Genomic DNA, 13,794 nt, shown 5'->3' with positions numbered 1-13,794 from the left:
ATGTCTGGGTCGGGTCGTCCCCGGGACGCGGCCCTCAGGCGGACATGCCGAGGCGGGCCATCCGCTGCTGGTGCCGGTCGGTGAGCCGCTGCATGAGCTCACCGACCTCCGCGAGGGTGGCGCCGGGGCGGTCGTGGCTCAGGCCGAGGACGAGCTCGCTGAGGGCCTCGCGCTGGGCGGCCACGACCTGCCCCTGCGTCAGGGCCTCGCCCATGAGCCGTCGGCCCCACAGCGCGAGCGGACCGCCGCGACGCGGGTCCTGCTTGATGCCGCGACGCACCGCGTCGACGATCGTGTCGCGGTCGGCCTGCAGACCCCCGGTCTGCTCGATGACCGCCTGGGCGGAGGGGTCGACGTAGCGCGAGATCTCGACGAAGAAGTCACGGGCGATGCCGTCGCCGATGTAGGCCTTGACCATGCCCTCGAGCAGGTCACGCGGGCGGGTGCGCGCGTGGTAGGCCTCGAAGGCGTCCTCGAAGGGCGCCATCGCGGCGACCGGGTCGCCGCCGAGGGCGACGATGTGGTCGCACAGCTGCTCGTGGCTCTGGAACTCCCGGACCGCCATGCGCGCCAGCGCCCGCTTGAGGACGAGGTCGCGGGCCATCTCGGAGTCCGCCGCCATCCGCGTGAAGCCGGAGATCGCGCCGTAGGCGATGACCCCGAGGAGCTCGATCGTCCCCTCGCGCTCGCGGGTGCCGAGCTCGGGCGTGGACGAAGGGGGAACCTGCTCGCTCATGGGTCGCAGCCTAGTGGCGCACCGGCCTCGTTTCGGCCCCGGGAGGGGGTCGCGGGTAGCATGACGACGACCAGCGGTGCCCGGTCGGCATCCTTCTCCCCGGACGAGACGTCCGGCGCGGTCGCCCCTCGTGGCGGCGGACCGCTTGACTCACCTCCGATCGGCCCGTGCCATCCACGGCGCGCGATGCGTCGTCCACGCTGATCGAGAGATTCATGACTGAGCCCGACACGACCGTGCCCGCGTCCGACGCCGAGCGCGAGGCCGTCCAGGCCACCCCCGACATCGAGGGCACCGCCCCCGAGGCCGCGCAGCAGACCTTCGGCGACTTCGACGTCCACCCCGAGATCGTCGCGGCGCTCGCCGACGCGGGGATCGTCCACCCCTTCCCCATCCAGGCGATGACCCTGCCCGTCGCCCTCGCCGGCCACGACATCATCGGCCAGGCCAAGACCGGCACCGGCAAGACCCTCGGCTTCGGCGTCCCGATGCTCAACCGGATCGACCTCGAGTCCGACGACATCCGCCCGCAGGCGCTCGCGGTCGCCCCGACCCGTGAGCTCGCCAGCCAGGTGGCCGCCGACCTCGAGCGCGCCGGCAAGCGCCTCGGGATCAAGGTGCTCACCGTCTACGGCGGCCGCGCCTACGAGCCGCAGATCGAGGCGCTGAAGAAGGGCGTCCACGTCGTCGTCGGCACCCCCGGCCGACTCATCGACCTGGCCCAGCAGCGCCACCTCGACCTCTCGGCGACCAAGACCGTCGTCCTCGACGAGGCCGACGAGATGCTCGACCTCGGCTTCCTGCCCGACGTCGAGAAGATCATGGCGATGACCTCCCCGGCCCGCCACACGATGCTCTTCTCCGCGACGATGCCCGGCGCGATCGTCGCCCTGGCCCGCCGCTACATGACCCAGCCGACGCACATCCGCGCGATGAGCGAGGACGGCGAGGGCGACAGCCACACCGTCAAGGCGATCGAGCAGTTCGTCTACCGCGCGCACGCGATGGACAAGGTCGAGATGCTCGCGCGGATCCTGCAGGCCGACGGCCGGGGTCTGACGATCATCTTCTCGCGCACCAAGCGCACCGCGGCCAAGGTCGCCGACGAGCTCACCGACCGCGGCTTCGCGGCCGCGTCGATCCACGGTGATCTCGGCCAGGGCGCCCGCGAGCAGGCGCTGCGCGCCTTCCGCAACGGCAAGGTCGACGTGCTCGTCGCCACCGACGTCGCGGCCCGCGGCATCGACGTCACCGACGTCACCCACGTCATCAACTACCAGTGCCCCGACGACGAGAAGACCTACGTCCACCGCATCGGCCGCACCGGCCGCGCGGGCAACACGGGCATCGCCGTCACCTTCGTCGACTGGGACGACGAGACGAAGTGGGCGATGATCAACCGCGCCCTCGACCTGGGCATCCCCGAGGCCGTCGAGACCTACTCCTCGAGCCCGCACCTCTTCACCGACCTCGACATCCCCGAGGGCACCAAGGGCCGCCTCCCCCGCGGGCAGCGCACCCGCGAGGGCCTCGACGCCGAGCGCCTCGAGGACCTCGGCGAGACCGGCAAGTCCAGCGGTCGTCGCTCCGGCGGCGGGCGCGGTGGCTCCGGCGGCCGCGGCAACGGCGGTGGCCGTGGTGGCGAGCGCTCCGGCCAGACCGAGGCGAAGGGGGACGGCGAGTCCCGTCCCCGTCGTCGCAACCGCAACCGCCGCCGCACCCGCGGTGGCCAGTCTCAGTCCTCGGGCTCGGAGAGCTGACCGGCTCCTCCGGCGCGAAGGGGGCCGGCCTCCCGGCCCCCTTCGGCCCGGCGAACTAGGCTGCCTCGGGTGCGTGATCCCAAGAGCCTCGCCCGCGGCGCCGCCCGCCGGACCTACGCGACCCTGCAGCGCCTGCGCCCCCGCCCCACCGCCTCGGACGGGTCGAGCGCAGCGGCCGTCACCGCCCGGCTCGCGGCGCTGACCGAGCAGCGCGACCACGCCGCTGCCGTCGACCTCGTGCGCGCCGAGCTCGACGCCCTCGGCGGGGACACCGGCTTCCTCGACCAGGCGCGGCGCAGCGCCTCGCGCGCCGGCGAGCCGAGCCTCCAGGCGGAGGTGACCCGCGCCGAGCTCGCGGCGACGCCGCGCTTCGCCGGTCCGGCCCGCACCCGGCTGACCGCAGCCCTCGACCAGGTCACCGGCCGGCTGCGCGAGACCGACCCGACGTGGTCCCCGTCGCTCGACCCGGCCGCCGTGGCCGCCGCCCGCACCCTGCAGGAGCGGTCAGAGCCCGGCGCCGGCCGACGTGTCGTCCACCTGCTCAAGATCGCCCTGCCCCACCGGCAGTCCGGCTACTCCGTGCGCACCCGCTACAACCTCGCCGCCCAGACCGACGCGGGCATGGAGCCGGTCGCGATCACGGCGCTCGACTTCCCGGGCGGCGACGCACCCGACGTCGAGATGGTCCACGGGGTGCGCCACCGTCACCTGCTGCGCGACCACGTCCCCGGCACCGAGCGCGTCGACAGCTATCTCGACGCCTATGCCAGCGCCCTGCTGCCCGCCGTCGCCGAGGAGGCCCCCGACCTGCTCCACGTGCACTCGGGTGGCCGCGGCTACGAGGCCGCACTCGTCGGGCGGGCCGTCGCCGAGGCCCTCGACATCCCGTGGGTCTACGAGGTCCGCGGCTTCTTCGAGGCGATCTGGAGCCAGGACCTCGACCGGGCCGAGTCGGCCGAGACCTATCGCCGGCGCCGCGACACCGACACCCGCTGCATGCTCGCCGCCGACGCCGTCATCACCCTCAGCGAGTCGATGCGCTCCGACATCATCAGCCGCGGCGTGCCCGGCGACCGCGTCCACGTCGTGCCGAATGGCGTTGACGCGCAGGCCTTCTCACCCCGCCCCCGGCGAGATGACCTCATCGACGAGTACGGCCTGCGCGACCGCTTCGTCTTCGGCTACGTCTCCAACCTCGACCACTACCGCGAGGGCCAGGAGCTGCTCGTCGACGCGGCCGTGGCCCTGCGCGAGCGCGGCATCGACGCCGTCGCCCTCGTCGTCGGCGACGGCACCCGCCGCGCCGAGCTCGAGGCGCACGCCGCCGCGGTCGGAGCGGGCGACGCCGTCGTCTTCACCGGCCGGGTCCCCCACGACGAGGTGCTCGACCACTACGCCCTCATCGACGTCTTCGTCGTGCCCCGGGTCGACGAGCAGGCGGCCCGGCTCGTCACGCCGCTCAAGCCCTTCGAGGCGATGGCCACCGGCCTGCCCGTGCTCGTCTCCGACCTGCCGGCGCTCACGGAGATCACCGGCGAGGGCGCATGGGGCGAGTCCTTCGCCGCGGGGGACGCCGACGCGCTGACCGACGCGCTCGCCCGCCTGGCCGGTGACCCGGGGCGTCGCGCGGAGCTCGCCGCCGCAGGCCGCGCCTGGGTCGAGGCGGAGCGCTCGTGGGCCGCCAACGGCCCGCGCTACGCGCGGGTCTACGAGCAGGTGCTCGGCGCCCGGGAGTGACCGAGGGGGTCGAGCCGGGCTGCAGGCGCAGCCACGTCCAGCCGCAGCCCGACGCCGCTCAGACCTCGACCTGCTCCCGCGGGTCGCCGTAGAAGACCACCCGGCTCGAGGCATTCATGAAGGACGCGTCCTCGAGGGTCCACGTGTGGGCGTGCCGGTCGGTGCCCCGGATGCTCACGAAGTTGAACCGGTCGGCCGAGTAGGTCCGCACCCCCGCAGCCTGCGCGCGGTTGAGCAGGTCGGTGTCGACCGCCCGCGGCAGGTCGGAAAATCGCAGCCCCCGCGCCACCTCACCACGCATGAGGATCGAGCCGCCCTGCACGAGCCGCTCGTAGCGGTGCTCGCTCTTGGGGAAGCGCAGGATCACGGCGCCGGTGCTGCGCAGCCACGTGTAGTGCGCCCACTTGCCCGCGATCCCCGCGCCGGAGTAGTCGACGGCGTCGACGAGGTCGAGCAGGTAGTGCCGCCCGTAGAAGTTGTCGTCGTCGATCTTCGCCACGTGCGCGCCGTCGCTGGCGTCGATGCCGAGGTTGAGGCAGGCACCGAGGGTGAGCGACGCGTCGGCGGGCACGACGACGAGCTGGTCGATCCCCCGCTCGCGGAAGCGCGCCTCCACCTCGGCGACGTCGACGTCGAGCCCGTGGAGGACGAGGACGACCTGCAGCTCGCCGCTCTCGCGCAGCGACTGCCGGGCCATGTTGTCGGCGACGGTGTCGAGCTCGTGGGCCCGGTTGGTCGAGATGACCGCGCTCACGCTCCGGTCGAAGGGAGCACCCGTCGCGTCCCGCAGGTCGCGGGGGCGGCCGACGAGGGCCTCGAGGTCGGCGGCCCGGTGGGCGAAGGTGTGCCCGCCCCGTGCCGCGCGGGCGGCCGGCAACGCGACCCGCTCGACGAGCTCGTCCTGCCACAGGTGGGCGCGCACCTGCAGCGCCAGCTGGGTGTCGTCCTCGACGCGGCAGACCCGGTCGGCCAGCTCGTCGGGCAGCCGCTCGATCGTGGGGCCGGTGCCGACGAGGGCCGTGCCGGCGGCAGCGGCCTCGAGCGCGTGCCAGGGCGTCAGGGGTCGGTCGGCGACGAGGGCGGCCGCGCGGTAGCGTCCGAGGACGGGGCGGTCACCCGGCAGCTCGCTCGCCGCATCGTCGCCCCCGACGACGTCGAGCCGCTGCGGCTGCACGGGCGCCAGCCGCTCGAGGTCGACGTCGGCGTCACCGACGAGGGCGACGACCTGCTCCCGCCGTGCGGTGGAGCCGACGACCGAGGGTGCGTGGACGGTGTGGTCGACGGCGGGCGCGAGGTGGCGCACCTCGCGACCCAGCGCGGTGGCCCACTCGGGGACGCTCGCGGCATCGTCGACGTGGATGTGCACGGGCGCGGTGACGCCCTCGACGAGCCGCGCGACGTCGTCGGCGACGACCCGGGCGCTGCTCGTCACCCAGACGATGACCGGCACCTCGACCCCTGCGACGGCGGCACGCTGCCGGGCGAAGGGCGCCGCCACGGTCACCGCCGAGCGCGCGTCGACCTCGACGAGCACCGCCTCGGGGTCCTCGTCGGTGATCAGCCACTGACCGGCCAGGCCGGCGCGCACCCGCTCCGAGGCGTGCACCTCGACGCGCAGCCGCTCGTGGGAGCGCCGCTCCCCGGCGGCCGGGGCCATGACCCGGGCACGCCGCCTGCTCTCCTCGCGCCGGGCACGCGGCCCCGCGGTCGCGTCGCGGACGGCGGACCGCACCGCCTGGGCCGGTCCGGACAGTGCACTCATCGCATCTCCTCGGCGAGCTGGTGAATCCGGGCGCGGGCCTCGTCCTCGGGCAGCCAGAGGGCGCTGCCCTCGGGCACGCCCCACGTGGCGAGCTCGGTCTCGACGGCGGCGTGGGTCCACGCCGGGTCGACCCGGTGGGTGCGGGTCGCGGTGGGCCGGGTGACGAGCACCTCGCCCGTCGTCAGGTCGGGCGCCGGCCGGCCGACGGACAGCGCCTCGGCGCGGCGCACCCAGGTCACCGCCGCCTCGACGTGCTCCTCGGGGTGCACCTGCACGAGGTCGTCGGCGTGGTCGACGAGCCGGCGCACCGCGGGCAGCAGGCCCTTGCGGTAGAGGCGCAGGCGCGCGGGGTTCTCGCGGTGGAGCAGGGCGACCCGCAGGTCGAGGTCGAGCAGCTCGTCGAGCACACCCCGCAGCTCGGCCGGGTCGGCCATCGTGTCGGCGGCGTCGTCGACGACGAGCAGGTCGAAGGGAGCGAGCGGCCGCGTCGAGATCCACGCGTGGGGTGCGGTGAAGGGGCGACCCGGCGCACTCTCGCGATCGGGGTCGGACTCGCCGTGCCGCGTGGCCCAGTCGAGGACGAGCTCCTGCGGGACGTCGGCCCCCTCGGCCACCGGCGGCAGCTCCCCCTTCGTCCTGGCCGTGGCCAGACGCCGGTGCCACGTCTTGTAGGCCGAGCGATAGGCCAGCCGCGCACCGATGCCCCAGCCGACGCCGAAGTCGCTGCGGGACAAGGATCCCGAGCGCAGGCGGGTGATCTGCAGGGGCGGGGTGACCATGGGCGGGACCTGGCCGGTGACGGCTTCGATCCGGGCGTTGTACTCGCTGTCGGCGCTCTTGCGCACGTCGTCGAAACTGCCGACCCGGTCGTGGGTCGACCGCCGCATGACGAGCCCGGCGGCGTTGTGCCGCACCGCCGGGTAGCCGAGCCAGGCGAGCCGGAGGTCCTCGCTCCCGCGGATCGCCAGGGCGTGGGTGGCGACGAGCGAGGGGTCGGCGAGCAGTGGGAGCACCTGGCGCTCGATGCGCTCGGGGTGGCACCAGTCGTCGGCGTCGAGGAAGGCGAGGTACTCCCCCTTCGCCTGGGCCAGACCGAGGTTGCGGGCGCGATAAGCACCGCCGTTGCGCTCACGGGTGATGACCCGCGCCCGCGGGTCGAGGGCGGCGATGCGGGCAATCTCGTCGGCGAAGTCCGGCCCGGAGGCGTCGTCGACGACGAGCACCTCGAGCCGCGACCAGGTCTGGTCGAGCAGGGCGCGGATCGCCGTGGCGAGCCACGGGCCCGGGCGATAGGCGGTGACGACGACGCTGACGAGCGGCAGGTCGTCAGCGTCGATGTCGCGGCCGGTGGCCTCGCGGACCCGCTCGCGCAGGCCCGCCCGGCGGGCCGCCAGCTCGGCCGCGTCGGGGCCGACGCGGTCGTAGACGTCGAGGTCGTCGCCGAAGGCCGCGACCGACTCCGCCCCGACGACCGCCGCGAGCTCGTCGTCGGTGAGCCGGCGGGGCACGAGCATCCCGGCGTCGCGCCAGCGGCGGGTGAGCAGCGCCCACCACGCGTCGTCGTCACCGGCGGTGCCGGGGTGCGCCAGGTCGGTCTCGAGGTCGAGCCGCTCGTCGTCGGAGAGCTGGGTGAGCGCAGGCAGCTGGGCCGCGAGGACGGCCGCGCCCTCGCCCGCCTCGGTCTGCCGGGCGAGCAGGGTGTGGGCGTGCAGCAGGCACTGCCGCGCGGTCAGAGCACCGGCGTGACCCTCGTCGACGAGCTCGCGGAAGACCGCCGACCCGGTCCGGGCCAGCTCGGCGTCACCGCTGGTGACGAGCAGCTCGGCCCAGCCGGCCCGCCAGCTCGGGGCACCGGTGCGCTCGGCGAGCAGCCGCGCGGCATCACGCAGCAGCGCGGACCGGGTGCGGTGGCCGGTCGCGACGAGGTCGTCGACCCCGATCTGCTCCGCGCCCCGGGCATAGGCGGCGACGAGCGGGTCGGCGCCGGTGAGCGGGGTCGGCCGCAGCCGGGCACGAAGGGGGTCGACGACCCGACGTCGTGCGGCGGGATCACGGGTGACGACGGCGCGCAGGCCGCCGACGGCGAGGGTACGAGCGCGTTGCAGGGTGGGCACGGGCGACTCAGATCGCGGCGAGGATGGCCTCGGTGACCTCGCGGTAGGCGGCGGCACCCTTGCTCGAGCGGGCGGTGTCGAGGATCGAGCGGCCCGCGGCCGGAGCCTCCGCGAAGCGCACCGTGCGCGGGATCGGCGGCGAGAGCACCGGCAGCTTGTAGCGCGTGCCGAGGTCCTCGAGCACCTCGCGGGCGTGGTTGGAGCGGCCGTCGTACATCGTCGGGAGGATGCCGATGGTCTTGAGCTTCTTGTTGAGCAGCTTCTTGACGTCCTTGACCGTGTCGAGCAGCTGGCCGACGCCGCGGTGGCTGAGCATCTCGGCCTGCATCGGGATGATCAGACCGGTCGCAGCCGTGAGCGCCGAGAGGGTGAGCACCCCCAGGCTCGGGCTGCAGTCGAGCAGGACGACGTCGTAGTCCTCGCGCACGTCCTCGAGGACCGACTGGAGGACGAACTCGCGCCCCGGACGGGTGAGCAGCTGGGCCTCGGAGCCCGCGAGCTCGATCGTCGAGGGCAGCAGGTCGATGCCGTCGCTCGCCTCGAGGATCGCGTCGGCGATCTCGGCCTGGCCGAGGACGACCTCGTTGACCGACAGCTCGACGGCGTCGGGGTCGATGCCGAGGCTGAAGGTCAGGCTCGCCTGCGGGTCGAGGTCGACGAGCAGCACCCGCTTGCCGAGCTCGGCCATGGCGGCACCGATCGAGGCCACGGAGGTCGTCTTGGCGACCCCGCCCTTCTGGTTGGCGACCGCGATGATCGCCGCCTTCTTCGCTCGTGCCACGTGTGACGCCCTTCTGTCCGTCGGGATGCGCCGCCATCCTCTCAGGTCGGCGCCCTGCCGGGGCGCCACCACCCCGCGGCGCGCGTCACGTCGCGCCCCGTCCGGGTGACGGGCTCCCCTTCGCCCCGGGTCAGACCGCCTGCACGCGCCCGATGCGGCCCTGGCGGAAGGCCTCGACGAAGAGCGCGTGGTCGGCACGGACCCGCTCGGCGTAGGCGACGGCGAAGTCGACGAGGTCGCCCACGAGCTCCTCCTCGCGGCCCTCGAGGACCGAGGCGATCGCCTCCTCCGTCTGGAAGTCGACGACGGTGTGGTCGCTGTCGGCGTCGGAGACGCAGTGGATCTTGGCCGTCGCCCGCCCGAGGTCGCGCACGACCGGCTCCATGTCGACCGGCTCGTGCAGCTCGTCCCACGACAGGTCGATCTCGTAGGGCGAGACCTCGTCGACGACGAAGCCGACGCCCGCGACCGTCGTGTAGCCGAGCAGCGGGTCGGCGTGCACCTGCAGCGCCCGCTGGCTGACGACGGTCCGCTCTCCCTCGTGGGCGAAGAGGTCACGGGCCTGCGGCAGGTCGACGACGTCGGCGAGCGCGGGGTGGTTGGCCTGCTTCATCGACAGGAGGATGTCATTTTCGTGCGCCTCGTCGAAGCCCTCGATGAGCAGGCTGTAGGCCGGCAGCCCGGCGCTGCCGATGCCGAAGCCGGAGCGCCCGACGACGTCCTTGACCTCGTAGAAGGTCTCGTGCTCGGCGCGCTTGGCCTCCGGGATCGTCTCGACGTAGCGCGCGAAGGCCTCAAGGACCCGCTCGCGCTCCTCGTCGTCGAGCCGGCGCACGCCGGGCCCGTCGGTGAAACGGCGACCCTCGTCGGTCACCTCGCTCGCCGCGTCGAGCAGGGCGGCACGACTGCCGCGCCGGGCCGCCTGCAGGGTCGCGTGCAGCGCCCCCTCGGTGTTGCCCAGGCGCAGGGCGAACTCCATGTCGTCGGCGCCGTCGACGAAGTCGTGGACCTGCTCGAGATAGCTGCGCAGGTAGGTCGCCGCCAGGTCACGGACGTCCTGCTCGGGCAGGGCCTTGCGCCAGCCCATGACCGCCAGCCCGGCGACGAATCGCCGCAGGTCCCACGTGTAGGGCCCGACATAGGCCTCGTCGTAGTCGTTGACGTCGAGGACGAGCTCGCCGTGGGAGTTGATGTAGGTGCCGAAGTTCTCCACGTGCAGGTCGCCGTGGGTCCACACCCGCGAGGTCCGCTCGTCGGTCCACGGCTCGTCGAGCGAGGCCATGTCGCGGTGGAAGAGGCAGACGCTGCCGCGATAGAAGGCGAAGGGGGAATCGGCCATCTTGCGGAACTTCACCCGGAAGGCGTCGGGCGAGGCGGCCATGAGGTCGGAGAAGGCGGACTCGAGGGTGTCGACGACGTGCTGCTGGCGAGCCCGCTCGTCGCCCGTCTCGACCCAGCTCATCGCAGGACCGGCAGCCCGGTGGCCAGCGACTCGAGGCGGGCGAGCACCTCGGGGTCGGTCGTGTTCTCACCGAGCCGGTTGGTCTTGCCGTCGCCGTGGAAGTCGCTGCTGCCGGTGACGAGCAGGTCGTGCTCGGCGGCGAGCTCGCGGGCCAGGCGGCGACCGGCGTCGTCGTGGTCGCGGTGGTCGGCCTCGAGGCCGAGCAGCCCGGCGTCGACGAGGCGGGCGACGTCGTCGGCGTCGAGCGAGCGCTGGCGCTTCGCGGCGAAGGGGTGGGCGACGACCGGGACCCCGCCGGCGGCGCGCACGAGCCGGACGGCCTCCTCGGTGCCCACCGCGTAGTGCGCCTCGTAGTAGCGCGAGCCGTTGTGCAGCCAGTCGGCGAAGACGGCATTGCGGTCGGGGGCGAGCCCCTTGGCCACGAGGGCGTCGGCGAGGTGCGGGCGGCCGAGGGAGGCCGGGCCGTCGGCCTGCGCGAGGACGTCGTCCCACGTGATGTCGAAGCCGTCGGCGGCCATGTGCTCGACGATGCGCTGCAGTCGCGGCACGCGGTCGTCGCGCATCCGGCGCATCTCCTCGGCGAGCGCCGCGTCCTGAGGGTCGAAGAGGTAGGCGAGCAGGTGGACCGAGCGCCCCTGGTGCCGCGTCGACAGCTCGGCCCCGCGCACGAGGGCGACGCCGTGCTCGGCGGCCGCCTGCGCCGCCTCCTCCCACCCGACGGTCGTGTCGTGGTCGGTGAGCGCCACCGTCGTCAGCCCGGCCTCCGCCGCCTGACGGACGAGCTCACCGGGCGCGTCGGTGCCGTCGCTGCGGGCGCTGTGCGTGTGCAGGTCGATCACATCTGCACCCTATGGCCTCGCACCGACGGCCGGTCAGCCCAGACCGGGCCAGTCGGGCGTGCGCTTCTCGGCGAAGGCCCGCACGCCCTCGGCGCGGTCGGCGCTGAAGGCCGTGTCGTGCCAGCGGGCGTCCTCGAGGTCGAGGCCCTCGTCGAGGGTGAGGTCGAGGCCGCCACGCATGGCCGCCTTGGCATTGCGCATCCCCACCGGCGAGTGCTGGGCGATGGTCGCCGCCATGGCGAGGGCCTCCCCCTTCGCGTCGTCGACGAAGCGGTCGGCCAGGCCGAGGCGTAGGGCCTCCTCGCCATCGACCCGGCGCGTGGTGAAGATCAGGTCGGCCGCCCGCGACCAGCCGATGCGGCGGGTCAGCAGCTGCGTGCCGCCACCGCCGGGGATGACCCCGACCGAGACCTCCGGCAGCGCGAAGAGCGCCCGCGGCCCGGCGACGATGAGGTCACACGCGAGCGCGAGCTCGCACCCGCCGCCCATGGCATAGCCGTCGACCGCGGCGATCGTCGGCACCGGCAGGTCGAGGAGCGCCCGGTAGGCCAAGCGGTTGCCCGGGCGCTGTGCGCGCAGCTGCTCGTCGGTGAAGCCGTTGCGCTCCTTGAGGTCCGCGCCGACGCAGAAGGCCTTGTCGTGGCTCGACGTGAGCACCACGGCACGCACCGAGGTGTCGTCGGCGAGGGCCCCACCGGCCGCGGTGAGGGCCGTCGCCATCTGCGTGGAGACGGCGTTCATCGCCTCGGGGCGGTCGAGGACGACCTCGACGACGCCGGACTCGTGGCGGTCGATGCGGATGAGCGGGGTGTCGATCATGGGGTCCATCCAACCAGTCGGGTCACGGGCGCGAGAGCAGAGCGGCGATGCCCTGCCCGACGCCGATGCACATCGTCGCGATCGCGTGGTCGTGGTCGCCGTCGGCCATCGACAGGGCGGCCGACCAGGCGATCCGGGCGCCACTCATCCCGAGCGGGTGACCGAGGGCGATCGCCCCACCGTGCGGGTTGACCCGCGGGTCGTCGTCGGCGATGCCGAGCCGGCGCAGCACGGCCAGCCCCTGCGAGGCGAAGGCCTCGTTGAGCTCGATGACGCCCACCTCGTCGAGACCGACGCCGGTGCGCGTCAGCAGTCGGGTGACGGCCGGCGCGGGGCCAAGCCCCATGACCCGCGGCTCGACGCCGATGGCGGTCACCGCATCGACCCGGGCGACCGGGGTGAGCCCGTGACGCTCCACCCCCTCCTCCGAGGCGACGAGCAGGGCGGCGGCGCCGTCGTTGACGCCCGACGAGTTGCCGGCGGTCACCGACCCACCGTCGAAGAGCGGCCGCAGCCGACCGAGCGCCTCGAGCGAGGTCGCGCGCGGGTGCTCGTCGGTGTCGACGACCACGGGGTCGGCCTTGCGCCGGGGCACGGTGACCGGGACGATCTCCCGGGCCAGCCGGCCCGAGGCGATGGCGGCGGCCGCCCGCTCCTGCGAGCGCAGCGCGAAGGCGTCCTGGTCCTCGCGGGAGACGGCGTCGTCGACGGCGACGTTCTCCGCCGTCCTCGGCATCGGGTCGGTGCCGTGGCGCCGCTCCATCTCGGGGTTGACGAAGCGCCACCCGATCGTCGTGTCCTCGACGCTCATCCCCCGGGCGAAGGGGGTCTGCGCCTTGGGCAGGACGAAGGGGGCCCGGCTCATGCTCTCGACCCCACCGGCGACGACGAGGTCGGCGTCGCCGGCGACGACCGCGCGGGCCGCGTAGCCGACGGCGTCGAGCCCCGAGCCGCACAGCCGGTTGATCGTCGTCCCGGGGACCGTGACGGGCAGGTCGGCGAGCAGCGCGGCCATCCGTGCGATGTTGCGGTTGTCCTCCCCCGCCTGGTTGGCGCAGCCGACGACGACGTCGTCGACGAGCTCCGGGTCGAGGTCGGGGTGCCGGGCGAGCAGCTCGCGGATCGTGTGCGCCGAGAGGTCGTCGGGGCGCACGCTCGACAGCGCCCCGCCATATCGACCGATCGGCGTGCGGACCCCGTCGACGAGATAGGCCCGGCGGGCGCCGCTCATCCGGCGCCCTGGCCGCTCAGCCGGGCGCGGCCGGCGTCGGTGAGCACCCGGTCGGTGCCCTCCGTGGCGACGAGCTGGGGGTCGGCACGGTAGAGCTCGGCCCGCACGGCCGGGTCGAGCCCGACCTCGCGGGCGACCTGGTGGGCCTCGAGCTTGTTGAGCCGGCCGCCGTTGTCGGCGAGCCGCTGGAGGAAGGCGGCCACCGGGTCGGCGGTCGCCGAGGCGTCGCTCGGCGCGGGGTCGGGCAGCTCGACGAGCGCCTCGAGCTGGGCGATGACCGCCCGCACCGTCTCGCGCCAGGAGGCGGCGGTCTGGGCGAGGTCGGTGGCCGCGCCGCCGCTGCCCTGCCAAGTGCGCTTGGGGTGGCGGCGCACGTACTCGCGCTCGAGCTCGAGCATGCGGGCCGTGTGGTGGGCGAACTGCTCGGCGCTGCCGTGGAGGAAGACCCAGTTGCGGGTCTCGTGCGCGCTCTTGCCCTGCGCCTCGAGCTCCTCGTCGCTCAGCTCGGACGCCGGGACGCCGGTGGTGGCATCGGACATGGTGGGTTCCCTTC

11 protein-coding genes are annotated in these 13,794 nt (G+C 74.1%); 2 read left to right on the top strand and 9 right to left on the bottom strand.

The features are described from left to right. Positions 1-34: 34 nt before the first annotated feature. Complete coding sequence (locus ACQBJO_RS04120) at positions 35-736, bottom strand: ferritin-like fold-containing protein (protein ID WP_255185516.1); 702 nt, start codon at positions 734-736, stop codon at positions 35-37. 215 nt (positions 737-951) lie between these two features. On the opposite strand from ACQBJO_RS04120, the gene ACQBJO_RS04115 reads away from it, so the two are divergent. Beyond that, positions 952-2,496 (top strand): DEAD/DEAH box helicase, encoded by a 1,545-nt coding sequence (locus ACQBJO_RS04115; protein WP_421007062.1) that lies wholly within the window; start codon positions 952-954, stop codon positions 2,494-2,496. A gap of 69 nt (positions 2,497-2,565) precedes the next feature. After that, entirely contained in the window at positions 2,566-4,233 is a 1,668-nt protein-coding gene (locus ACQBJO_RS04110) for a glycosyltransferase family 4 protein (RefSeq protein WP_421007063.1), read from the top strand. A 58-nt stretch (positions 4,234-4,291) separates the two neighbouring features. Here ACQBJO_RS04110 and ACQBJO_RS04105 read toward each other — a convergent pair whose 3' ends face one another. The 8 genes from ACQBJO_RS04105 to ACQBJO_RS04070 form a co-directional block, all read right to left on the bottom strand. After that, the gene (locus ACQBJO_RS04105; protein WP_421007064.1) at positions 4,292-5,995 is read right to left on the bottom strand and encodes a glycosyltransferase; all 1,704 of its coding nucleotides are present in this window, start codon (positions 5,993-5,995) and stop codon (positions 4,292-4,294) included. Further along, complete coding sequence (locus tag ACQBJO_RS04100) at positions 5,992-8,109, bottom strand: glycosyltransferase family 2 protein (RefSeq protein WP_421007065.1); 2,118 nt, start codon at positions 8,107-8,109, stop codon at positions 5,992-5,994. Before ACQBJO_RS04100 ends, ACQBJO_RS04105 begins: the two co-directional genes overlap by 4 nt. A 7-nt stretch (positions 8,110-8,116) precedes the next feature. Beyond that, the gene (locus ACQBJO_RS04095) at positions 8,117-8,890 is read right to left on the bottom strand and encodes a ParA family protein (protein WP_255185511.1); all 774 of its coding nucleotides are present in this window, start codon (positions 8,888-8,890) and stop codon (positions 8,117-8,119) included. Between the two features lie 130 nt (positions 8,891-9,020). Continuing rightward, complete coding sequence (locus ACQBJO_RS04090) at positions 9,021-10,352, bottom strand: DUF2252 domain-containing protein (protein ID WP_421007066.1); 1,332 nt, start codon at positions 10,350-10,352, stop codon at positions 9,021-9,023. After that, positions 10,349-11,191 carry a PHP domain-containing protein gene (locus tag ACQBJO_RS04085; RefSeq protein ID WP_421007067.1) on the bottom strand — a complete coding sequence of 281 codons (843 nt, stop codon included), beginning with the start codon at positions 11,189-11,191 and terminating at the stop codon, positions 10,349-10,351. The genes ACQBJO_RS04090 and ACQBJO_RS04085 overlap by 4 nt, the downstream gene beginning before the upstream one ends. Before the next feature lie 33 nt (positions 11,192-11,224). Next, complete coding sequence (locus ACQBJO_RS04080; protein WP_421007068.1) at positions 11,225-12,010, bottom strand: enoyl-CoA hydratase/isomerase family protein; 786 nt, start codon at positions 12,008-12,010, stop codon at positions 11,225-11,227. 22 nt (positions 12,011-12,032) lie between these two features. Then, complete coding sequence (gene pcaF / locus ACQBJO_RS04075) at positions 12,033-13,241, bottom strand: 3-oxoadipyl-CoA thiolase (protein WP_421007069.1); 1,209 nt, start codon at positions 13,239-13,241, stop codon at positions 12,033-12,035. Further along, complete coding sequence (locus ACQBJO_RS04070) at positions 13,238-13,780, bottom strand: DUF6158 family protein (RefSeq protein WP_255185506.1); 543 nt, start codon at positions 13,778-13,780, stop codon at positions 13,238-13,240. Before ACQBJO_RS04070 ends, pcaF begins: the two co-directional genes overlap by 4 nt. Positions 13,781-13,794: the final 14 nt, after the last annotated feature.

Origin of the sequence: Janibacter zhangyanbonis, assembly GCF_050507325.1 — a bacterium.
Taxonomy (GTDB): domain Bacteria; phylum Actinomycetota; class Actinomycetes; order Actinomycetales; family Dermatophilaceae; genus Janibacter.
This window is presented reverse-complemented; position numbering and strand designations above follow the sequence as displayed.